The sequence below is a fragment of the Actinomadura violacea genome (assembly GCF_017573465.1).
Lineage (GTDB): Bacteria > Actinomycetota > Actinomycetes > Streptosporangiales > Streptosporangiaceae > Spirillospora > Spirillospora violacea.
In genome coordinates this window covers 39,291-61,093 of record NZ_JAGEPF010000048.1, presented here as the reverse complement: position 1 = coordinate 61,093, position 21,803 = coordinate 39,291, and the positions used below count along the sequence as shown (strand labels likewise).

The 21,803-nt window shown below is 72.8% G+C and carries 20 protein-coding genes; 4 read left to right on the top strand and 16 right to left on the bottom strand.

Annotated elements, in window-relative coordinates:
- Position 1: 1 nt before the first annotated feature.
- The 11 genes from J4709_RS49355 to J4709_RS49305 all read right to left on the bottom strand — a co-directional run bounded on the left by J4709_RS49355 (position 2) and on the right by J4709_RS49305 (position 11,338).
- Entirely contained in the window at positions 2–1,450 is a 1,449-nt protein-coding gene (locus J4709_RS49355; RefSeq protein WP_208252444.1) for an FAD-dependent oxidoreductase, read from the bottom strand.
- Complete coding sequence (locus tag J4709_RS49350) at positions 1,447–2,403, bottom strand: UbiA family prenyltransferase (protein WP_208252443.1); 957 nt, start codon at positions 2,401–2,403, stop codon at positions 1,447–1,449. The genes J4709_RS49355 and J4709_RS49350 overlap by 4 nt, the downstream gene beginning before the upstream one ends.
- The gene (locus J4709_RS49345) at positions 2,400–3,551 is read right to left on the bottom strand and encodes a DegT/DnrJ/EryC1/StrS family aminotransferase (RefSeq protein WP_208252442.1); all 1,152 of its coding nucleotides are present in this window, start codon (positions 3,549–3,551) and stop codon (positions 2,400–2,402) included. The genes J4709_RS49350 and J4709_RS49345 overlap by 4 nt, the downstream gene beginning before the upstream one ends.
- Complete coding sequence (locus J4709_RS49340) at positions 3,548–4,744, bottom strand: DegT/DnrJ/EryC1/StrS family aminotransferase (RefSeq protein WP_307802140.1); 1,197 nt, start codon at positions 4,742–4,744, stop codon at positions 3,548–3,550. Before J4709_RS49340 ends, J4709_RS49345 begins: the two co-directional genes overlap by 4 nt.
- Before the next feature lie 116 nt (positions 4,745–4,860).
- Entirely contained in the window at positions 4,861–5,388 is a 528-nt protein-coding gene (locus J4709_RS49335) for an EF-hand domain-containing protein (RefSeq protein ID WP_208252441.1), read from the bottom strand.
- Between the two features lie 235 nt (positions 5,389–5,623).
- Entirely contained in the window at positions 5,624–6,049 is a 426-nt protein-coding gene (locus tag J4709_RS49330) for a DUF6917 domain-containing protein (RefSeq protein ID WP_208252440.1), read from the bottom strand.
- Positions 6,046–7,038 carry a Gfo/Idh/MocA family protein gene (locus J4709_RS49325; protein WP_208252439.1) on the bottom strand — a complete coding sequence of 331 codons (993 nt, stop codon included), beginning with the start codon at positions 7,036–7,038 and terminating at the stop codon, positions 6,046–6,048. Before J4709_RS49325 ends, J4709_RS49330 begins: the two co-directional genes overlap by 4 nt.
- The gene (locus J4709_RS49320) at positions 7,035–8,192 is read right to left on the bottom strand and encodes an Ldh family oxidoreductase (protein ID WP_208252438.1); all 1,158 of its coding nucleotides are present in this window, start codon (positions 8,190–8,192) and stop codon (positions 7,035–7,037) included. Before J4709_RS49320 ends, J4709_RS49325 begins: the two co-directional genes overlap by 4 nt.
- Positions 8,189–9,487: a M20/M25/M40 family metallo-hydrolase gene (locus tag J4709_RS49315; protein WP_208252437.1), complete on the bottom strand. Its 1,299-nt coding sequence runs from the start codon at positions 9,485–9,487 to the stop codon at positions 8,189–8,191. Before J4709_RS49315 ends, J4709_RS49320 begins: the two co-directional genes overlap by 4 nt.
- On the bottom strand, positions 9,484–10,353 hold the full coding sequence (locus J4709_RS49310) for a sugar phosphate isomerase/epimerase family protein (RefSeq protein WP_208252436.1): 870 nt from the start codon (positions 10,351–10,353) through the stop codon (positions 9,484–9,486). Before J4709_RS49310 ends, J4709_RS49315 begins: the two co-directional genes overlap by 4 nt.
- Positions 10,334–11,338 carry a Gfo/Idh/MocA family oxidoreductase gene (locus tag J4709_RS49305; RefSeq protein WP_232385243.1) on the bottom strand — a complete coding sequence of 335 codons (1,005 nt, stop codon included), beginning with the start codon at positions 11,336–11,338 and terminating at the stop codon, positions 10,334–10,336. The genes J4709_RS49310 and J4709_RS49305 overlap by 20 nt, the downstream gene beginning before the upstream one ends.
- Before the next feature lie 297 nt (positions 11,339–11,635).
- Between J4709_RS49305 and J4709_RS49300 the strand changes: the two genes are divergently transcribed.
- Positions 11,636–11,998: a hypothetical protein gene (locus tag J4709_RS49300; protein WP_208252434.1), complete on the top strand. Its 363-nt coding sequence runs from the start codon at positions 11,636–11,638 to the stop codon at positions 11,996–11,998.
- An 83-nt stretch (positions 11,999–12,081) separates the two neighbouring features.
- On the opposite strand, the gene J4709_RS49295 is transcribed toward J4709_RS49300, so the two are convergent.
- Positions 12,082–12,792 (bottom strand): DUF4386 domain-containing protein, encoded by a 711-nt coding sequence (locus J4709_RS49295; RefSeq protein WP_208252433.1) that lies wholly within the window; start codon positions 12,790–12,792, stop codon positions 12,082–12,084.
- 80 nt (positions 12,793–12,872) lie between these two features.
- Between J4709_RS49295 and J4709_RS49290 the strand changes: the two genes are divergently transcribed.
- Together J4709_RS49290 and J4709_RS49285 are read left to right on the top strand one after the other, a co-directional pair.
- A complete protein-coding gene (locus J4709_RS49290; protein ID WP_232385242.1) occupies positions 12,873–13,361 on the top strand; it encodes a MarR family winged helix-turn-helix transcriptional regulator in 489 nt (162 codons plus the stop codon).
- A 28-nt stretch (positions 13,362–13,389) separates the two neighbouring features.
- Positions 13,390–14,145 (top strand): hypothetical protein, encoded by a 756-nt coding sequence (locus J4709_RS49285; protein WP_208252431.1) that lies wholly within the window; start codon positions 13,390–13,392, stop codon positions 14,143–14,145.
- A gap of 98 nt (positions 14,146–14,243) precedes the next feature.
- Here J4709_RS49285 and J4709_RS49280 read toward each other — a convergent pair whose 3' ends face one another.
- From J4709_RS49280 to J4709_RS49270, 3 genes are all read right to left on the bottom strand, one after another.
- Positions 14,244–17,048: a vitamin B12-dependent ribonucleotide reductase gene (locus J4709_RS49280; RefSeq protein ID WP_208252430.1), complete on the bottom strand. Its 2,805-nt coding sequence runs from the start codon at positions 17,046–17,048 to the stop codon at positions 14,244–14,246.
- Between the two features lie 119 nt (positions 17,049–17,167).
- On the bottom strand, positions 17,168–17,641 hold the full coding sequence (gene nrdR, locus J4709_RS49275; protein WP_208252429.1) for a transcriptional regulator NrdR: 474 nt from the start codon (positions 17,639–17,641) through the stop codon (positions 17,168–17,170).
- Positions 17,642–17,893: 252 nt separating this feature from the next.
- On the bottom strand, positions 17,894–18,226 hold the full coding sequence (locus J4709_RS49270) for a LysM peptidoglycan-binding domain-containing protein (RefSeq protein WP_208252428.1): 333 nt from the start codon (positions 18,224–18,226) through the stop codon (positions 17,894–17,896).
- Positions 18,227–18,401: 175 nt separating this feature from the next.
- Between J4709_RS49270 and lexA the strand changes: the two genes are divergently transcribed.
- Positions 18,402–19,100, top strand: coding sequence for a transcriptional repressor LexA (gene lexA / locus J4709_RS49265; protein WP_208252427.1), 699 nt, complete (start codon positions 18,402–18,404; stop codon positions 19,098–19,100).
- A 96-nt stretch (positions 19,101–19,196) separates the two neighbouring features.
- Here the strand turns inward: lexA and leuS are convergent, their stop codons facing one another.
- Positions 19,197–21,665, bottom strand: coding sequence for a leucine--tRNA ligase (leuS, locus tag J4709_RS49260; RefSeq protein ID WP_208252426.1), 2,469 nt, complete (start codon positions 21,663–21,665; stop codon positions 19,197–19,199).
- Positions 21,666–21,803: the final 138 nt, after the last annotated feature.

Here is a 21,803-nt window from a genome sequence, read left to right as displayed (position 1 = left end):
CTCACCTCTGGTCGTCGGGACGGGGGTCGGACGATGCGCGGACCTCCGCCGTCGCGCTCACGGCGGCCGGACGGGCAGGCGCGGCGCCGGCCAGGGGGTGGGCGGAGTCCGGGGCCGCCGCGAGGTAGGCCAGGACCCGTTCGGCGGCCAGGGCGGCGGACGCGACGGCGCCCTCGCTGCACGGGCGCAGCATCGTCCAGTCGCCCGCGTACTCGACCGCCGCGACGGAACGCCGGGCGAACGCGCCGCGCAGCCGCAGCGCGCGCGGCGTCGCCTCCGGCAGCCCGTGCTCGAACCGGTGCACCCGGGCGTGTGCGACATGCGCCGCCAGCCCGGGGACGAACCGCTCGCCGCGCGCGATCAGCCGTTCGGCGACCGTCCGGTCGGGCAGGCCGAGGAGTTCGGTGCAGCCGCGCGGCGAGGCGATGAGCGACACCAGGCCGCCGCCGTCGGGCGCCCGCCCGGGGTGCTTGCGGTGGTCGGCGGTGATGACGCTCAGCAGCCGGTCGGCGTCGGCGGGGATGAGGGTGGCGAACGACGCATGTGCCCCGCCGGGCGCCAGCGGCTCGTCCAGGACGAGGCTGACGCGCAGCATCGGCGTGTAGCCGCACTCGTCCAGGAAGGTCTGCACGGCGGCGCGTTCGTCGGCGTACAGACGCGCCGCGACGGGGGCGGGGACGGCCAGCACCGCCGTGCGGGCGGTGACGGTGCCGCGCGGCGATTCCAGCAGGACGAGCCCGTCGTCCCCGGTCACGCGGGTGACGGGGTGCCCGGTGGTGACGTCCAGACGGCCGGCGAGGGCGCGGGCCAGGGTGTCCATTCCGTCGCGGTAGGTGTGCCAGGAGGCGGAGCCGCAGCAGGAGGCGAGGTGCGCGGCGAGCGGGGCGGCGGCGGAGCGTTCGGGGTCCCAGCCGAAGAATCCGCAGGCCAGCGGGCCGATGAGGTAGTCGTGCACGTCACGGTGGTAGGGGCGGACGAGGTCCGCGACGGTCTGCGACCCGAGGGCGGAGGCTTCGGGACGGGCGGAGTCGAGGTCGCCGAGCCGCGCCAGCCGCGCCTGGAGCCGCACCAGGTCGAGGCGCGCGCGCAGCCCGAGACCCGCTCCCGTCAGCAGGCCCAGGGGACGGCCGACGTGCGGGCGCGGGCGGCGGCCCCGCCACACGGCCACGGCGTCGCGGACGTTCGGCACGGCATCGGGGTCGCGGTCCAGCTTGAGCGCGGTGATGAGCCGCCAGGTCGCGGGATAGCCAGCGCGTCCGGGGAACATCTCGGCGCCGGTGTCGATCAGGCAGCCGTGCTCGCGGACGGTCCGCATCCGCCCGCCGACGGCGTCGGCGGCCTCCAGGACCCGGACGGTGCACCCGGCCTCGGCCAGCGCGTAGGCGGCGGCCAGCCCGGCGGGGCCCGCTCCGACCACGGCGACGTCCAGCGCGGGCCGCGCGGCCGTCATGACAGCGCTCCCGCGGTCAGGTCGGCGGCGACGAGCAGCACCACCGTGACACGGTGCGCGTGGATGGCGATCCGGCGCGCGCGCAGGATGTCCCCACGGAACCCGATCACCAGCTGGGCGAGCCGCATGGCGACGAGCGGGACCATCGCGACGGCGAACCACCATGGCGCCACACCCGTCACCGTCGCCCCGGCGACCAGCACGACCTGCGCCCCCGTCATAGCGGCGACGAACACCCGGTGCGCCGGCGCGGATACCAGGGTGGCCACGGTGATGCGCCCGGCCGCACGGTCGCCGTCGGCGTCGTTGGTGTTGGAGTACAGGCCGAACAGCATCGGCCCGGACCCGAACAGCACCGCCTGCATGATGACGAAGCCGCTCGCCCCGCCGGTCAGCAGCCCGTACGGCACCAGCGTCCAGCCGACGCCGAGGCCGATGAGGAACAGCTCCTGGAACCCGCGATAGCTGATCTTCAGGCCCCACGAGTACTGGACGGACGCCGCCACGCACACGGCCGCCAGCACGACCGCCCACACCGGGCGGTGCGGGGCCAGCGCGACCACCGCCGCCCACAGGGCCGAACCGAGCACCGTCGCGGCCCACGAGAACCGCAGCGCCTGCGCCTCGGTCAGCGTCCCCGCGACGAGGGGCTTGCGGGCCAGCCGGCGCCGCGCCGCGTCGGAGCCGTAGTTGGCCGCGTCGCTGCCGTCGCGGTATCCGGTGACGTCGTCGAAGCCGACCATGGCGGCCACCACGACGACCTCGGCGACGAGGGTCAGCGCGAGCAGCCCGAGCGTCTGCGGCTTCCAGCGGACGGCGGAGGCGAGCAGCGCCCACACGACCAGGAGGCCGAGGTAGTAGTCGTAGATGTCGAGCTTGGCCAGCCGGGCGTAGGCGGCGAGGTCGCCGCGCCCGGAGACGCCGGCCGGCCCGAGAGCGGTCTGCTGACTCATCTCGTCCCCCCGTGGACGTCGGTGAACGCGCAGACGGTGTCGGCGATGTGCTCCACCTGCGCATCGGTCAGGTTCGGATACAGCGGAAGCGAGATGTTGCGCCGCGCGGCGGACTCGGCGTGCGGCCACGTCCCGCCGGGCCGCGCGTAGGGCGCGAACGCGGGCTGGGCGGGCAGCGGGCGCGGGTAGTACACGTGCGCGGTGACGCCGTGCGCGGCGAGGTGCGCGTCCAGCGCGTCCCGGTCGTCGGTGAGGACGGTGTAGACGTAGTGGAAGCGGCCGTCGCCGCCCTCCGGCGGAGCGGTCAGACCGCGTTCGGCAAGCGGCGCGAAGCGGCGGGAGTAGTAGGCGGAGATCTCGGCGCGGCGCGCGAGCCGGTCGTCCAGGCCGTGCAGCCGGTGCAGCTGGAACGCGGCCATCACCTCGTCGAACCGGCTGTTGTGGCCGATCCGGTGGTGGACGAAGCGGTGCACGCCGTCCTGGCCGTGGTTGCGCAGCATCCGGACTTCGGCGGCCAGGTCGCCGTCGTCGGTGACGACCACGCCGCCTTCTCCGGGCATGCCGAACGTCTTCACCTGGACGAACGAGTACAGCCCCGCGTCGCCCCAGCGTCCCGCCGGGCGGTCCAGGAGCGTCCCGCCCTGGGCGAGCGCCGAGTCCTCGATCAGCCGTACGCCGCGCCGCCCGGCGAGGTCGCGGAAGGCGGGCATGTCCGCCATCACCGAGAACATGTGGGCGGCGAGCAGCGCCTTGGTGCGCCGCGTGATCAGCGACTCGGCGGCCGCGGGGTCGGCGGTCAGCCGCACCGGGTCGATGTCGGCGAACACCGGCCGCGCGCCCGCGTCGATGACGGTCGCGGCCAGCGGCGCGCAGCCGAACGCGGGCACGACGACCTCGTCGCCGGGGCCGACGCCCATCGCGGCCAGGATGAGGGTGAGCGCGGACGTGCCGCTGGAGCAGGCGACGACGTCCCCGGCGCCGGTCCGGGCCGCCAGCGCGCCCTCGAACCGCGCGGTCCGTTCACCGAGGATGAACTTCTGGTCCGGGCCGGTCCCGACGGCGTGCACGATGTCGAGGAGCACGTCGCGGTCCCGCTCGAACAGGTCGGGTGAGAAGAACGGGATCGTCGCGATGGGCGGGGCGGTCATCGCGGCCTCCGTTCGTAGAAGCGCTCGATCTCGTCGCAGACCCGGTCGACGTGGTCGTCGCGCAGGTCGGGATAGAGCGGGAGCGCGAGCGCGGTGGCGCACGCCGCCTCCGCGCGCGGGAAGTCGCCGGGCCGGTGGCCGAGATGCGCGAAGCACGGCTGCAGGTGCAGCGGGACCGGGTAGTAGGTCTCCGTCCCGATCCCCCGGGCGGCCAGGTGCGCGGCGAGGGCGTCGCGGTCCTCGACGTGCACGAGCTGGACGTAGGACACGCGGTTGCTCCCGAGCGGCGGTGGATGCGCGCCGGGGACGCCGCGGACGCCGGGCACCTCGCGGAGCCGGGCGTCGTAGCGTTCGGCCAGTTCCGCGCGGCGGGCAATGTCGGCGTCGAGGGTGGTGAGCTTGGCCAGCAGGACGGCCGCCTGGACGTCGTCCATCTTGCTGTTGCGCCCCGGCACCACCGTGGCGTTGGAGATGCCGGGGAAGTTGTCGAGCGTCCGGCCGCCGCGCCCGTGGTGGCAGAGCATCCGGACGGTCTCGGCGACGGACTCGTCGTCGGTCAGCACCGCCCCGCCGTCGCCGATGCCGCCGAGCGTCTTGGCGGGGAAGAACGACAGGACCCCGCCGGCGCCGTGCAGCCCGGCGTGCACCCCGTCCATCCGCATCCCGACGGCCTCCGCGCTGTCCTCCACGAGCGTCAGGCCGTGGCGCCGCGCCACCTCGCGCAGCCCGCGCATGGCGGCCATGCGGTCGAACAGGTGCACCGGCATGATCATCCCGGTACGGGGGGTGACCACGGCGTCGGCCGCGCGCGGGTCGAGGCCGTGGCCGTCCTCCTCGATGTCGGCGAAGACCGGGACACCGCCCGCGAGGACCACCGAACTCGCCGTGGCGATGAACGAGCAGGCGGGCACGATCACCTCGTCGCCCGGTTCCAGCCCGGCGGCGCGCAGCAGCAGGATCAGCGCGTCGGTGCCGGAGTTGACCGCCACGACATGGCCGGCCCCGGTCCAGGCCGCGAGCCGGTCCTCCAGTTCCGCGACCTTCGCGCCGTGCGAGAACTTTCCGTTGTCCAGAACGTCGTCGAGGTGTTTTCTGATCCCCTCCCAGTGCTCCTGGAAACTCGCGGACTGGTCGAAGAACGGAATGGGGATGGTCGGGACATGGGAAAGGGCATTCGGCGGTGTTGTCTGCACGATTTCCTGCACCGGGGTGAGAGGGCGGGGGGGCGCCGCCCGGGAGGATTCCCGGGCCGCCGTCGAAACGGCGGCGGAAACCTCCCGGGCGGCATTGTTCTTTCGAGACGGACCGGTCAGCGACCGAGCAGCGGGATGTCGTTGCGGCCGAGGTGGTAGTCGCGGACCGCGTCGACCAGTTCCTTCACCGACAGCTTTCCGCTGTTGTCGATGTCGAGCTGGCGGAAGGCGCTGTCGGCGACCCCGCCGTCCAGGCCGATCGCGGCGAACCAGCCGTGCATCTCCCCCGGCGACACCTCGCCGTCGCCGTCGCGGTCCAGGATCCCGACGATCGCCTCGATGGTCGGCTTCACCACGGAGGCGAACCCGTCGTCGCCCTTGCCGATGATCTCCTGGTCGGCGGCCTGCAGGAACTGGCCGCGGTTCATCGCCGGGCTGCCGGCCGCCTCGGCCAGCTTGTCGAACATGCCGAGGTAGGCCTGCCTGAGCTTGTCGGCCTGGGGGGTGCCCTGCGCGCCGAGCCGGGCGATGATGTCGTCGGCCTCGCGCTCGAAGTCCGAGCGCTCGACGACGCCGTTGCCGTTGCGGTCCCACAGCCGGAACCGCTCTTCCAGGCGGTTGGACTGGGTGGTGGCCATGACCATTTCGTTCTCCTTCTGCACCGTGCGGTGAAGTGGGCGGACGAGCGAATCTCCGCGGATCCGGCCAGTGGTCCGGATTCCGCCTCGCAGCACCCACTCTGCCTAAGTCCAATCCCTCGGGCCATGCACTTTGAGTAAGGGCTTGATAACTCACCGTAGAACGTCGCGTCACTGGAATAGGGCGAGGCCGGCGCACGCCGGATAAGCGCCCGTTACATTTCGGGCGCGGGCGCGTTTTTCAGCCGATTCGCATCGGCGGGGCGCCCTGGCAGAACGCCAGCCGCTCCCCCGGTGAAAGGCCGAGTTCGGTCCCGGTGCGCGCCGGCTCGGCGCGCACCAGCACGTTGTAGTGGTTGGGCAGGTGGCAGCCGTCGAAGCCGAGCAGGACGCCGATGCGCCGCCCCGCGATCCACAGCTCGTCGCCGCGGTCGAGGACGCCCGCCGCGTTGATCTCGGCGAAGCCGAGGAACGCGACGCGGTCGATGCGCGCGCCGGCGGCGGTCTCGCCGTGGTCGGTGGCCACCAGCTCGTGGACCTCCCCGGCGCGGACGCAGCGGCTGGCGAACGGCTCCAGCAGCATGCCCCGGTCCGTCCGCCGGTGCGCCAGCACCTTCACGAGCGTCGCGGCGACCGCGCTCTTCGGCCCGTCCTCCAGCGGGTTCATCCCGCGCCTCCCGTCCGGGCGTCGTCGCCCACCGCCGTGCCCGGCGACGCCGCCGCGGCCGGTGCGCAGGGCTTGCCGGGCCGCGGTTCCGCCAGGTGGTAGGCGGCCCGGACGAACCGGAGGGCCGCGAGGCCGCCGTCGGGCCGTCCGGGATCGCGGACGCACCGCTCGAAGTCGCGCAGCACGCCCACGTACTCGTGCCACAGGGAGCCCTTGAAGCCGGCATGGCCGGCGAGCATGTCCGCGTGGAGCGTGCGCCCGTCCGCCAGGTGGACGTCGACGTCCTTGCGCTCTCCGGGATACGACCAGTCGAGCAGGATCCGCGCGCCGGCCGTCCGGCTCCGCAGCCGGACGTCGGCCCGGCGGTCGGTGCCGCGGGCGTCCCGCCCGATCCGGGCGCGCACCACCTCCGGCGCCGCCTCGGCCGGCCCGAGCAGCAGGTTCAGCAGGTCGAAGGCGTTGGGGCCGTTGTCGGCGACGCATCCGCCGCCGCAGCGCTGCGGGTCCAGGTACCAGCCGTCGTCGCCGGCGTGCTCCTCGATGCGTTCGAGGTAGCGGACGGTCACCTCGGTGATCCGAGAGCCGGCGCACTCCTCGCGCAGCCGCGCGACCGCCGCGTTGTAGCGGCGGTGGAAGGCCGTGAACAGCGGGACGTTCCGCCGGTCGGCGAGCCGCCGCAGCGCGGCTCCTTGCGCGACGTCCAGGGCGAGGGGTTTTTCCACGCAGACGGCCACGTCGCGTTCCAGCGCGTCGGCGCACACGCTCAGGTGCACGTCGTTCGGCACGGTGACGACCAGCGCGTCCGGACGTTCCTCGTCGAGCAGCCGGGCATGGTCGGTGTAGCCCGGCTCCGGGCAGGAGCCCGCCTTGGCGGGGTCGCGGTCGCACACGGCGACCAGCTCCATCGAGGACGAGGCGCGCAGCGCCGCGAGGTAGAAGCGGGAGATCACGCCGAGGCCGACGACGCCGACGCGCAGCGGCGCGGTCACGGCCGGTCCAGCGCGGCGGGCGCGGGAAGGGCGAGGCGCGACGCGGTCTCGCACAGCTCCCGGTAGAGGTCCCCGGCCAGCGGGACGCCGTTGCGCAGCCGCTCCTGCGCCCGCTGATGCTCGTACCAGCCGGGATACCGGACGGGATCGGCGAGGTCGGCGGGCGGGCAGCCCAGCAGGGCGCCGAACAGGGTGCCCGCGTCGTCGGCGGCGCCGGCGCGCAGCGCGTCCGGGGCGATCGCGGCGGTGAAGAAGCCGATGTCGTCGTCGCGGCCGGACGGCCCGCCGTCGCCGCCGAACGCGTCGGGGTGCGCGCCGAGGCCCGCGCCGGACACGACGGCGGCCAGGATCTCCACCGCGATGCCGAGCCCGAACCCCTTGTGCTGGCCGGCCTCGCCGCCCAGCCACATCAGGTGCGCCCGCCCCTCGTCGAAGGCGGCCGGGTCGGTGACCATGGCGCCGTCGTCGCCGCGCAGCACGCCCTCCGGAACCGTCCGCCCCTCGCGGGCCGCCTGCCGGATCCGGCCCGTCGGGGCGGCGGTCGTGCTCATGTCCAGCACGAACGGCGGATGCGGACCGGCCGGCGCGGCGATGCTCAGCGGGTTGGTGCCGAGCATCGCGACGGCGCCGCCGGGCGGCCGGGCGATCCGCTGCCGGCCGCAGTTGGACGCGACCAGGCCGATCATGGCGTGCTGCACCGCGCGCAGCGCGTGGTGCCCGGCGCAGCCGAAGTGCGTCGCCCCGCGCACGGCCACCATCCCGATCCCGAACGTCGCGGCGCGCTCGACCGCGAGGTCCATGGCGGCCTCCCCGGCCCACAGGCCGAGCGCGCGCCCCGCGTCCAGCAGGACCGACGCCCCGCGGTCGGCGACCGGCCGCGGCTCCGCGCCCGGGTCGACCCGCCCGTCCTCGAAAAGCGGCAGGTAGAGGCGGGTGAGGTTGGTCAGCCCGTGGGACGTCATGCCGGTGAGGTCGCCGTAGCACAGCGCCCGCGCCGCCGCGTCCGCCCGCGCGGACGGCAGCCCGCAGCGCCGGAACACGGCCACGGTGAAATCGAGCAGGTCGGTGTAGGCGACCCGGACGTGCCGGGCCTCCGCTCGCGGAGCGGTGCCGGGGGCGGGTGAGGCGTGCCAGGAGGGCGAGGTCGTGGTCACGGTGATCCATTCAGGTCGTCGGTGAAGGCGGTGAGGACGCGGGAGACGGTGGCGGCGAAGTCCGCGAGCTGGCCGGCGCCGGCGAACTCGCCGTCGGCGTGGGCGTTGTTGGCGGCGAGGTCCCCGGGGCCGAGCACGACGGTGCACGCGCCGGGGACCTGCGACATCCAGATCGCGTCGCAGGTGAACGCCGGTTCGCCGGACGGCCAGGGCGCGACGCCCGCGCGTTCGCGCAGCAGCGCGTGGCCCCAGGCGTCGCGGTCGTCGAGGACGGGCAGCCCGTGCTTGAGCCATTCGAGCCGGGTGACGGCGCGGGCGTCGGCGGCGGTGCGGCCGAACAGCGGCGTGCCGGCGAACGCGAACGCGAACTCCGCCAGGCCCTCGTCCAGCGCCGTCCGCAGCTCCCGTTCGAGGCGGCGGGCGGCGTCCGGCGATGCGTAGGCGAGATTGAGCAGCAGGGAACCGCCGCCGTACACCTTGTTGTGCTGGGTCCCGGTGTGCAGGCCCGCCACGCACACGGTCGCGTGCGGCACCGACGTGCCGAGCGCGCGACCCAGATGCTGGGCGAGGAAGCCCAGCAGGACGCTGGCGTTGTGGCCGTGGCCCGGCCGGTCGTCGATGGCGTCGTCGCCGTCCACCACGATCCGCGCGGTCATCGCCGCGGTGCTGCGCGCCATGAACCGTCCGCCGGTCGGCTCGCAGAAGACGTTCAGCCGTCCGGTGTAGCCGCGGCGGACGAGCGGCCGGGTGCCGAACACGCCCATCGCGCCGCCCTCCTCGCCCGCGACGGCCTGCACCAGCACGCCGACGTCGCGGCCGAGGGCGGGACGCGCGGCGCGCGCGGCGCGGATCCCGGCGAGCAGCGCGACCGCCGGCCCCTTGGCGTCGATCGCGCCGCGCCCGTGGAAGCGTTCGCCGTCGAAGGAAACCGGCTGCCGGCCGGCGACGGTGTCCAGGTGCACGTTGAACATCACCGTGCGGGCGGCGGGCAGGTCGTCCGGGCCGAGGCGGAGGACGAGGCTGGGCTGGCCGGCGAGGAACCCGGGACGTGACGCGGCCGCGCGGACCGCCGCGGGGACCGGCCCGCCGTCCAGGTCGGCGGGCTCGGCGGGGGCGTGCCGGACGGTCCGCAGCCCGATCTCGGCGGCGTGCCGCCGGTAGACGGCCTGCGCCTCGGCCAGCCGCGGCGGCGGCGAGCCCGGTTCCAGCGGCCCGGCGGTCGGCAGCCGGAGGAGCCGGAGCAGCAGGTCGCGGTCGTCGGGGCCGAACGGCGCGGGCAGGCCGGCCGCGGTCACCGCGCGCCTCCGATCTCGCCGATCAGGTGCTCAAGGGCCCTCCCGTACGCGACGAACGCGGCGGGATCACCCGCGCCCGACCCGAGGTGAGGGGCCAGCGCGAGGTGCGGTTCGATCGAGAGCACGCCGCCGTAACCGTGCCGCAGCAGCAGCCGCAGGCACTCGGCGACCTCCGCCTGCCCTGTCCCGGGCGACACGAAGGCGACCTCGCCGTCCTTCCCGACGCGCGCGTCCTTCACGTGGACGTGCACGACGTAAGGGAGGATCTCCCGCAGCATCGGCAGGGACGGGTACCCGTGCGCCACGCCGTTGCCGATGTCGAACAGCAGCCGCAGCGCCGGGCTGCCGATACCGGTGACCAGGTCGATCATCCGGTCGGCGCGGTCGCCCGCCCATCCCGCGCAGTTCTCGTGCGCCAGGACCAGACCGTGGTCCTCGGCGCGCAGCGCCAGCTCGCGCAGCCGCTCGCAGGCGCGCCGCCCCCACTCGGGCTCGTCCAGGCCCCCGGACGGGTACGACATGATCCGCACCAGCCGGGTGCCGAGGACGTCGCAGCGGCGGGCGAGCACGTCCAGCTCGTCGAGGTCGAGGGCGAAGTCGCCGGTGGCCGGCCGCGACCAGTCGCCGATCTTCGACGCGACGCCCGCGACGGACGTCCCCGCCGACTCCAGCAGCCCCACCGCGTGCCGGAACGCCCGCTCGTCCAGCCGCGCGACGGGCGTGCCGCCGATCGCGCGCAGCTCCAGCCGGTGCCAGCCGAGCTCCGCCACCGCGCCGATCTGGCCGGCGAGGCCCGGCGAGGCCTCGTCGCCGATGCCCGCGAGCCGGATCCCGTCCGGTACGCCTTCAGCGGACGGCCGGGACATCCCGCACCTCCTCCCCCGCGACGTCCTCCGCGGCGCACAACCGCTTGGCCTCGGTGAGCAGCCGGACCGCGTCCACCTGCACGGGGAGCGTCCGGTGCATCGACGTCACCGACCGCGCGTACCGGACGTACGCACCATGCAGGAACGCCGGGAACGCGTCGTCGGTGAACACGGCCCGGCTCGCCTCGCCGCCGGGCCGGACGGTGCGCAGCTGGGCGGTGTGGTCGGTGTCGCTGCACGGGTAGTGGCCGACCAGGACGGCCCGGTCGAAGTGCAGGGTGATGCTCCGCTCGCGGACCGGGGAGGTCAGATCGGAGTCGATCTCGGTGCGGACGCCCCCGGCGTGCTCCAGCCGCAGCCGGGCGCGGCCGAGGCGCGGCACCCGCGTCCGGCCGAGGACCAGGTCGTCCCAGGACGCGTCGACGATCCGCGCGCCCCCGGCGAGGCTGAGCACCACGGCGAGCGCGTGCGGCAGCTCGACGTCGAACGCCGTCGGATGGTCGCGGGCCGCGATGCTGCGGGTGAACCGCGGCTTGTTCTGGACGACGCGGATCCGCCGCAGCGCCCCGTACTCGCCCGCGGCCACCGCCGTCCGCAGCCGCCGGGTGAGGTCGCTGTCGAGCCAGTGCGTGGCGACGGCGACGTCCAGGCCCCAGCGGCGCCGGATCCGGGCCACCTCGGCGAGCCCGGGCAGGTCCACGGCCAGCGGCTTCTCCACGATGATCTTGCGGTAGCCGAGGCCGGCGAGCCGGGCCAGCAGCGCCGCGCGGGCCTGCGGCGGCGTGCACAGGTGCGCGACCGTCAGCGCGGGCGGGCGGCACCGGGCCGCCTCCTCCAGCGACTCCGCCCGCACCATGCCGGGGACGTCGGGCGGCGGGCGGAGCGGGTCGAACGCGACGACCGGCCCGTCGGCCAGCAGCCCGGGGGCGGCGGCGCGCACCTTGTCGAGCGACGGCAGGTGCAGGCCCCGGCCCGCCCTGCCCATCCCGACGATGAGAGTATGCAACATTGCAGGTCAGAGCCCTTTCCGGTGCACACGCGGGAGGACGGTCCAGGCGGCCGGGAACTGGCCCTCCTGACCGCGAGTCAAGCTAATCAACTCTCCGTCACCGGTCAATGACGATTCGTGATCGTGAATGTAGTTAGCGGCGAAACCGCACGTCAGAGGCGGGCGCCTCGGAATATTGACCACGAACGGTAACAACGCCCTTGCTCAGCGTTAAGGAACGGCGCGGGCCGGGCATCATCGCCGCGTTCCCCCATTCGACCCGCAAGGAGCGGCATGCCCATCCCCTCACGCCTCGCCACTGTCGCCACAGCCCTCACGGCGGCGCTCGCCGCCGCCTCGGCGGCCCCCGCCGCCGGCGCCGCGGAACGCCTCGCGCCACCGGAAGGGAAGATCATCGTTTTCGTCACCGAGGGCACGCAGATCTCCTGGGCCGGCACCCGCCTCAAGGAGTATTCGCCCTCGCCGAACTGCCAATCCCTGCCGCCCGGCGCACACGTGGTCGTCAACGAGAGCACCGCCCGCCTGCGGTTCTACTCCGACCCGTTCTGCGCGATCCCCGTCCCGCCCCCGTTCAGCTCCATTTCCCCCGGCTACGGCGCGCACGTTTCCCCCACCGGCAGTTTCAGGACCGGCTGACCGCACGAATGGAAAACCGGCGGCGGAGTCGTCCGCCGCCGGTTTCCCGGTCCGTTCCCGCGCCGTACGCGGGAATCGCACGTTCACGCCGTCGCGGCGCCGTCCCGGGCCCGCACTTCGTGGCGGGTCCGCGGCAGCAGCGCGGCGGTGGCGACCAGCCACAGCAGCCCGCCGAAGCGGACGACCGGGGCGAGGACGGCGAATCCCGAGCCCACCAGCGCCAGCGTCCCGACCATGCCGGCGAGGGCGATCGCCAGCCCGATCCAGGCCATCGGCCGCGGCAGCAGCCGGGCGAGCAGGCCCGTGACCGCCAGGCCCGCGACGAGCAGCGCGAACGACGCGGCGTAGCCGGGGCCGCCGGACAGGAACGACAGGTCGGCCAGCGCCCGGGCCAGCGCGGGGCTCGCGTCGGCGGGCAGCCGTCCGCCGGCCCAGCCGAACATCGCGCTGAGCGCGAGCATGCCGGCCGCGAGGATCCCGCCGGCCAGGGTGATCGCCGATCCGGGCGCGGTGATGCCGAGCGCCCGCAGCCGCCGGTAGAGGACGCAGGCGGCCACCGTGAGCGGGAAGGCCGAGCCGAGCAGCAGGAACGTGCCGATCTTGATCGCGGTCCCGTGGTCCTGGGCGTAGCGCAGCACGTCGGCGCCGGACGCGTCCGGATGCGGCGTGGACCGGTTGGCCACCACGTAGGCGACGGTCAGCGCGGTGAAGGCGAGGACGGGCAGCAGCAGCGGCGGGCCGGACTGCGGGCGGCGGCCGGATCCCGCGGGCCGCGCGGCGGTCTGGGTGTTCATGGTCTCTCCCTCTCGACGTACCGTATACATTCGATAATGATTACAAAATGGAACGATTGTCAAGAGGCTACGATGTCGGCATGACCGCGAGCGCACCCACGCCCCGGACGGGCGTCGCCTTCCTGCTGGCCCAGCTCGGTGCGCACGCGGCGGGGCAGTTCGCCGACCGGATCGCCGGTCTCGACCTGACCCCCGCGCAGGCCGGGCTGCTGCGCATGCTGGCCGCCGCCCCGGGCCGCAGCCAGCGCGAACTCGCCGGCGACCTCGGCATGCCGCCGAGCCGGTTCGTCCCGTTCGCCGACGAACTGGAGGAGCGCGGCCTCATCGAGCGCCGCAGGAACGCGACCGACCGCCGCGTCTACGCACTGCACCTCACCGGCAAGGGCGAAGCGCTCCTCACCGAACTCGCCCAGGCGGGCATGGCGCACGAACTGTCGCTCTGCGAGGCCCTGAACGACGAAGAACGCGACCGGCTCCTCGCCCTGCTCCGCCGCATCGCCGACCAGCAGGGCCTACACCCCGACGTCCACCCCGGCTACCGCAACCTCCGCCCCAGGCCCAAGCCCTGACCCCGCGACACACGAGAAACTTCGAGCTGTGATCGATTGGGCGCGCCTGCAGGGCGTCTACGGGTCGGCGCAGGACGTCCCGGCACTCCTCAAGGCTGCGGAGACCGGTGACCACGACGCCTGGAGCGAACTGTGGGCGCAGCTCTGGCACCAGGGGAACACCTGCGAGGCAGGCATCGCCGCGTTGCCGGCGCTGGCCTCCCTCGCCCAGCACACGAACCGAGCGGTGAGGTACGCGGCGATCGAGCTCGCAGGCGAGATCGTCGGGGCTGCTCTCCGTGAGGGCCGGCCTCTGGAAGGGACGGAGGGGCTTCACCGGTCGCTGGCCATGCTGAGCGCCGCGGCTGACAGGTGGTCGTCGGAACGTCCGGACGACTACCGGACGTGCTTCCGGGCGAAGCTCGCATTGGACGGGTATCCGGTGCTGAGCGACACGCTCGATGACTTCTTCGATTTCTGCATCGAAGTCCGCTGCCCCCGGTGCTCCGACAAGGTCAGCCCCGTGATCGGGGACTTCGGCTGCTACTCGTCGATTCGCGACTGGGACCTCGGTGACGTCCGTCCCATCCCGCTGCGCCCTGCCGCCGCGGGCGACCTGATGGGCGTCGAGGGGCGGTTGCACCACGGAGCGGTGCGGGACGATCAGCCGAGGCTCGCCTGGGGCCTCAGGCACGTGTTCGGCGACGCGGAATGCGGCACCTGCGGTTCGGTCTTCTCCCCCGTATCCGCCTTGGAGACCAAGAGAGCGGCGGGTGGCGATGCGCTCCATCGAGCGCCCGAGTGAGTCGGGCGGTGGCGAGACGATTCGTCCCGCCACCGCCCTTGACGACGCCTATGGCATCTCAGTGCCGGATGTCGCGTCCTCTGCGGTCTTGCCGGAAATCAGCTGCAGCCGCTGGTGGAGCCGCAGCCTTCGCAGACGTAGCAGCTGCCCGCCGGGCGCATCTTCGTGCCGCAGGTGAGGCAGAGCGGCGCGTCGGCGGTACGGCCCTGGCGGCTCTCGATGACCTCCATCGACGAGCGCGCCTCCGGCGCGGGCGCCGGCACCGCCGGACGGGTGATCTCCGCCGACTGCGCGAGCGTCTCGTGCTCGATCTCCTCCTCGGCGTGCAGGGTCGCCGGGTCCTCGCCGTTGGCCTGCATCGCACGCTCCGCGGCGGTGAAGATGCCGAGGCCCGCGCGCTCCTCGTACGGCAGGTGGTCCAGCGCCAGGCGGCGGAAGATGTAGTCCATCACCGAGGTGGCCATGCGGATGTCGGGGTCGTCGGTCATCCCGGCGGGCTCGAACCGCATGTTGGTGAACTTCTCCACCCAGGTCTCCAGCGGCACGCCGTACTGGAGGCTGATGGAGATCGCCATGGAGAAGGCGTCCATCACGCCGGCGAGCGTGGAGCCCTGCTTGCCGAGCTTGAGGAACACCTCGCCGAGACCGTCGTCGGGGTAGGACGAGGCGGTCATGTAGCCCTCGGCGCCCGCGACGGAGAAGCGGGTGACGGTGGCGGGCCGCTGCTTCGGCAGCCGCTTGCGGACGGGCCGCACCTCGACCGGGGCGACCTCCGCCTTCGGCTCCTCCTTCTTGCCGGCCGCCGACAGCGGCTGGCCGACCTTGCAGTTGTCGCGGTAGATCGCCAGGGCCTTCAGGCCGAGCCGCCAGCCCTCGAAGTACACCTTCTCGATGTCCTCGACGGTGGCCTGCTCCGGCATGTTGACGGTCTTGGAGATCGCGCCGGACAGGAACGGCTGCGTCGCCGCCATCATCCGGACGTGCCCCATCGGGCTGATCGCCCGCTCGCCCATCGCGCAGTCGAACACCTCGTAGTGCTCGGGGCGCAGGCCCGGAGCGTCCACGACGTGACCGTTCTCGCCGATGTACTCGACGATCGCCTCGATCTGCTCCTGCTGGTAGCCGAGCTTGCGCAGCGCCCGCGGCACCGTCTGGTTGACGATCTGCATCGAGCCGCCGCCGACGAGCTTCTTGAACTTCATCAGCGCGAGGTCGGGCTCGATGCCGGTGGTGTCGCAGTCCATCATCAGGCCGATGGTGCCGGTCGGGGCCAGCAGCGACGCCTGCGCGTTGCGGTAGCCGTGCTTCTCGCCGGTCTTCAGGCACTCCTGCCACTGCTTGGCGGCGGCGGCGTGGATCGCCTTGTCCATGTCGTCGAGGGTGCGGATGTCGTCGTTGGCCGCGGCGTGCTTGCGCATGACCCGCTTGTGGCCCTCGGCGTTGCGCGCGTAGCCCTCGTACGGGCCGACGACGCCGGCCATCTCGGCGGAGCGGCGGTAGGCGACGCCCGTCATCAGCGAGGTGATGGCGGCGGCGAGGGACCGGCCGCCCTCGGAGTCGTAGGCGTGGCCGGTCGCCATCAGCAGCGCGCCGAGGTTGGCGTAGCCGATGCCGAGCTGGCGGTAGTCGCGGGTGGTCTGCGCGATCTTCTCGGTCGGGAAGTCGGCGAAGGTGATGGAGACGTCCATCGCCGTGATGATCAGCTCGGTGAGCTTGACGAACTTCGCGACGTCGAAGGTGCCCTCGTCGGTGAGGAACTTCAGCAGGTTGATGCTGGCGAGGTTGCAGGACGAGTTGTCCAGCGACATGTACTCCGAGCACGGGTTGGACGCGGTGATCCGGCCCGACTCGGGGTTGGTGTGCCAGTCGTTGATCGTGTCGTCGTACTGGATGCCGGGGTCGGCGCACTCCCAGGCGGCCTGCGCCATGAGCCGGAACAGCTCCTTGGCCTTGATCGTCTCGACGATCTCGCCGGTCATCCGGGCGCGCAGCCCGAACTCGCCGTCGGACTCGACCGCGTGCATGAACTCGTCGGAGACGCGGACGGAGTTGTTGGCGTTCTGGTACTGGACGCTGCCGATGTCCTTGCCGCCGAGGTCCATGTCGAATCCGGCGTCCCGCAGCGCGCGGATCTTGTCCTCCTCGCGCGCCTTGGTCTCGATGAACTCGGCGACGTCGGGGTGGTCGACGTCCAGCACGACCATCTTGGCGGCCCGGCGGGTCGCGCCGCCGGACTTGATCGTCCCGGCGGAGGCGTCGGCGCCGCGCATGAACGACACGGGGCCGCTGGCGGTGCCGCCGGAGGACAGCAGCTCCTTGCTGGAGCGGATGCGCGACAGGTTCAGGCCGGCGCCGGAGCCGCCCTTGAAGATCACGCCCTCTTCCTTGTACCAGTCGAGGATCGACTCCATGGTGTCGTCCACCGACAGGATGAAGCAGGCCGACACCTGCTGCGGCGACTTCGTGCCGACGTTGAACCAGACCGGCGAGTTGAAGCTGAACAGCTGGTGGACCAGCGCGTACTTCAGCTCGTGGTCGAAGACCTCGGCATCCTGCTCGGAGGCGAAGTAGCCGTTCGCCAGGCCGGTCTCCACGTACACGCCGACGACCCGGTCGACGAGCTGCTTGAGGCTCCACTCGCGCTGCGGGGTGCCGACGGCGCCGCGGAAGTACTTGGACGTGACGATGTTGACCGCGTTCAGCGACCAGAAGTCGGGGAACTCGACCCCGCGCTGCTCGAAGTTGACCGAACCGTCGCGCCAGTTGGTCATGACGACGTCGCGGCGTTCCCAGCGCAGCTCGTCGTAGGGGTGGACGCCGGGCGTGGTGAAGATCCGCTCCACCTTCAGCCCCTTGCGGCCCCCCTTGCCGCGCCGTGCCGGGCCGCTGACCGTCTCCGTCATGACTTCCCCCTCCCGGGCCCTCCCGCCGGGCCCTGTACAGGAACAACTCCGCCGCCGCACGGGCCATGCCCGCGCGGAGGCGCCTTCACAATGTGCTTCTCGTATTTCCGGAACCGCCCCTACCGGGGCGGGCCGGGCTCCCCCGAGGAACCGGCCTTCCGCAGTGCGTCGATCTCCTTGGCGAAGTCGTCCAGCGACTCGAAGCTCCGGTAGACCGAGGCGAATCGCAGATAGGCGACCTCATCGAGTTCACGAAGGGGCCCCAGGATCGCGAGCCCGACCTCGTGCGAGGGGATTTCCGCGGATCCGGACGATCTGATCGCCTCTTCGACCCGCTGCCCCAGCTTCGCGAGCGCATCCTCGTCCACCGGGCGGCCCTGGCAGGCCCTGCGCACCCCGGCGATGATCTTTTCCCGGGAGAACGGCTCGGTGACCCCGCTGCGCTTGGCCACCATGACGAGCACATTCTCCTGCGTGGTGAATCGCTTGCCGCATTCCGCGCACGCGCGGCGGCGCCGAATGGCGCCGCCGTCGTCGGTGGCACGGCTGTCGATCACTTTGGTGTCAGGGTTGCGGCAGAACGGGCAGTGCACGCGCTATCCCTCCCCTGACGGAAAACGAGTCACACCGACTACACGCCATATATAGGTGAGTTACATCAGTGTTACTACTAGATGTTGTGGTCAACCGTACGGCTCGGCGCAGGGCTACGCAACCTGATCCACGGCCCCGGGAGTAGACCCCCGTCACATCCGCCCGCGTAGATCCAGGTCACGTCGGGCGATCCCGCGCACGGCCCCGGGCGTGTCGCCGCGAGGTGGCCGGACGCGGCCGCCGGGAGCCGGTCAGCCGGGCAGGAGGAGCCGCTGGCCGGGCTGTACCGTGGGGTCGCCGCCCATCCCGTTGAGGTCGATGATCCGCTGCACGGTGACGCGCGGGTCGGCGCCGGGGTCGCAGGCGGTCGCGATGCCCCAGAGGGTCTCGCCGGGCTCGACGACGGCCGTCCGGACGTGCCCGGACGGCGCGCGGTGGTCGGCGCGGCCGCCGGCGAAGGCGCCGGTGCCGCCGTCCACCCAGAGGGCGGCGAGCGTGACGGCGGCGGCGAAGGCGACCAGCACCGTGCGGCCGCGGCGGGTCAGCCGCAGCGGGGCCCGCTCGGCGGACGGCGAATCGGGCATCTCCACCCTCCTCGACTTCGAATGAATTTTCGATCGAACGCCTGTACGATGTTGTACCGCAGCCCACCCGCGAAACGCGAGCACATCTTCGAACAATTGTTTGATCATTTCGTCCGGACGCGATAGCGTTCATGACAAGGAGTGACGGATCGAGGCGCCCGGGAGGCGACGAGCGATGAGCAAGGTCCGGGAGCTGCCCGACGGGCCCGCGGAGGAGTCGGGCCTGACCCAGCGGCAGCGCATGGTGCTGGAGGTGATCCGCGACTCGGTCCAGCGCCGGGGGTACCCGCCCTCGATGCGCGAGATCGGCGAGGCGGTCGGCCTGACCAGCACCTCCAGCGTGTCGCACCAGCTCCGGGCCCTGCAGCGCAAGGGGTACCTGCGGCGCGACCCGAACCGCCCGCGGGCGGTCGAGGTGCGGGTGCCCGGCGCGACGCCGGTGCGCACCGAGCCCGACTCCTACGAGGCGGTGGGCGGCCAGGAGACCTCGACGCGGCCCGCGCCGGCCTACGTGCCGCTCGTCGGCCGGATCGCCGCCGGTGGGCCGATCCTCGCCGAGGAGGCCGTGGAGGACGTGTTCACGCTGCCCAAGCAGCTCGTCGGCGAGGGCACGCACTTCCTGCTGAAGGTCACCGGCGACTCGATGATCGAGGCGGCGATCGCGGACGGCGACTGGGTCGTGGTGCGCCAGCAGCCGGTCGCCGAGCAGGGCGACATCGTCGCCGCCATGATCGACGGCGAGGCCACGGTGAAGACGTTCAAGCGCAAGGACGGCCACATCTGGCTGATGCCGCAGAACTCCGCCTACGAGCCGATCCCCGGCGACGAGGCGTCCGTGCTGGGGCGCGTCGTGGCGGTCCTGCGCAAGATGTAGCGGGGCGCCCCGCGAGGGCGTGCGAGCGACGCTGAGAGGCGGCCGCGGGGGACGATCCCCGCGGCCGCCTCAGCGCGTGCGGCCGGCTCGGTGCGCCTAGCGCTTCGGGACGATGTTCACGATCTTCGGCGCCCGGACGATGATCTTGGCGATCTCCGCGCCGCCCAGCGCGTCCTGGACCTTGGCGGAGGCCAGCGCCTGCCGCTCCAGCTCCTCGGCGGCGATGCCGGGCGGCACCTCCAGCCGGTCGCGGACCTTGCCGGCGACCTGCACCACGCAGGTCACCGACTCCTCCACCAGCAGCGCCGGGTCGGCCTGCGGCCAGCCCGCGCGGATCACCGGCGCGGTGCGTCCCAGCAGCTCCCACGCCTCGTCGGCGGTGTAGGGGGCGAACAGCGACAGCAGCACCGCGATCGCCTCGGCGGCCTCGCGGACGGCCGGGTCGGCGGCGCCGGGCCCGGAGTCGATCGCCCGCCGGGTGGCGGTGACCAGCTCCATGATCCGCGCGATCGCCACGTTGAACCGCTGCGTCTCGACCATCCTGGTGGCCTCGTCGACGGTGCGGGCGGTGGCGCGGCGCAGCTCGGTGTCGCCGGACGCGGGGTCGGCGCCGGGCGCGGAGGACACCTCGGTGGCGATGCGGTGCACCCGGGTCAGGAACTTGGACATGCCGTGCGGGGACACGTCGGCCCAGTCGATGTCGTCCTCGGGCGGGCCGGAGAACAGCATCGCCAGCCGGACGACGTCCACGCCGAACTCGCCGATCTGGTCGCCCAGGTCGACCAGGTTGCCGGTCGACTTCGACATCCCGCTGCCGTTCAGGATCACCTGGCCCTGGTTCAGCAGCCGGGTGAACGGCTCGGTGAAGTCGACCATGCCCATGTCGTACAGGACCTTGGTGAAGAACCGGCTGTACAGCAGGTGCAGGATCGCGTGCTCGACGCCGCCGGTGTACTGGTCGACCGGCATCCAGCGGCGGACCTGCTCGACGTCGAACGGGCCGCCCTCGTAGCCGGGCGAGCAGTACCGGAAGTAGTACCAGGACGAGTCGACGAAGGTGTCCATGGTGTCGGTGTCGCGCTTGGCGGCGCCGCCGCACTTCGGGCACTCGACGTTCACCCAGTCGGACGCGGCGGCCAGCGGCGAGGTGCCCTTGGGCGCCAGGTCGGCGCCGCGCAGGTTCTCCGGCAGCCGGACGGGCAGCTGGTCGTCCGGGACCGGGACCTCGCCGCACGCCGGGCAGTGCACGATCGGGATCGGGCAGCCCCAGAACCGCTGCCGCGACACCAGCCAGTCGCGCAGCCGGAAGTTGACGGAGGAGCGTCCGGTTCCGCGCTCGTCCAGCACCTCGATGATCCGGGCGATGCCGTCGGCCTTGCCCAGCCCGTCGATCGGGCCGGAGTTGACCAGCCGGCCGTCGCCGGGGGTGGCCATGCCGGTCTCGGCGGGGTCGGGCAGCCCGGTCTCCACGACGGTGCGGACCGGCAGCCCGAACTTCAGCGCGAAGTCCAGGTCGCGCTGGTCGTGCGCGGGCACCGCCATGATCGCGCCGTGCCCGTACTCGGCCAGCACGTAGTCCGACGCCCAGACCGGCAGCCGCTCGCCGTTGACGGGGTTGACCGCGTAGCGGCCCAGGAACACGCCGGTCTTCTCGCGCTCGGTGGACAGCCGCTCGATCTCGCTCTCCCGCGAGACCTCCTCGCGGTAGGCCTCGAACGCGGCGCGCTGGTCGGGGTGGCAGACCTCCTCGGCCAGCGCGGCGTCGGCGGCGACGACCATGAAGGTGGCGCCGAACAGGGTGTCGGGGCGGGTGGTGTAGACGGTGACGGGCTCGTCCCGGCCCTCGATGACGAAGTCGACGTCGGCGCCGGTGGAGCGGCCGATCCAGTTGCGCTGCATCAGCAGGACGCGCTCGGGCCACTTGCCCTCCAGCTGCGCCATGTCGTCCAGCAGCCGGTCCGCGTAGTCGGTGATCTTGAAGTACCACTGGGTCAGCACGCGCTTCTCGACCAGCGCGCCGCAGCGCTCGCAGTGCCCGCCGACGACCTGCTCGTTGGCCAGGACGGTCTGGTCCTTGGGGCACCAGTTGACGTGGCCGCCCTTGCGGTAGGCCAGGCCCCGCTCGTAGAAGCGCAGGAACAGCCACTGCGTCCACTTGTAGTACTCGGGGTCGGAGGTGTGCAGGCGGCGCGTCCAGTCGAAGGACGGGGCGTAGCGGCGGAACGAGGCGGCCTGGGTGTCGATGTTGGCGTAGGTCCACTCGGCGGGGTGCGAGTCGCGCTTGATCGCGGCGTTCTCGGCGGGCAGGCCGAAGGAGTCCCAGCCGATGGGGTGCAGGACGTTGTGGCCGCGCTGGAACCAGTAGCGGGCGACGACGTCGCCGATGGCGAACGCCTCGGCGTGCCCCATGTGCAGGTCGCCGCTGGGGTAGGGGAACATGTCCAGCGCGTAGCGCCGCTCGCGGCCCTCGTCCTTGTCCTCGGCCGTGAAGGGGTCGAGCTCCGCCCAGCGGGCCTGCCACTTGTCCTGAACCGCCCGTGGGTCGTACTGCTCGTCGCTGCTCACGCTTCCGCTCCGGTCTCCGTCTGGGGTCACAGGGCCTACGGGGCTGTCCGTCACATGAAACGGCCCCTCGCGCAGGAGGGGCCACCACGTCGACGTCGATGCGTCAACGTGGTCGTTGAAGGAGCAGCCTGGCCGACA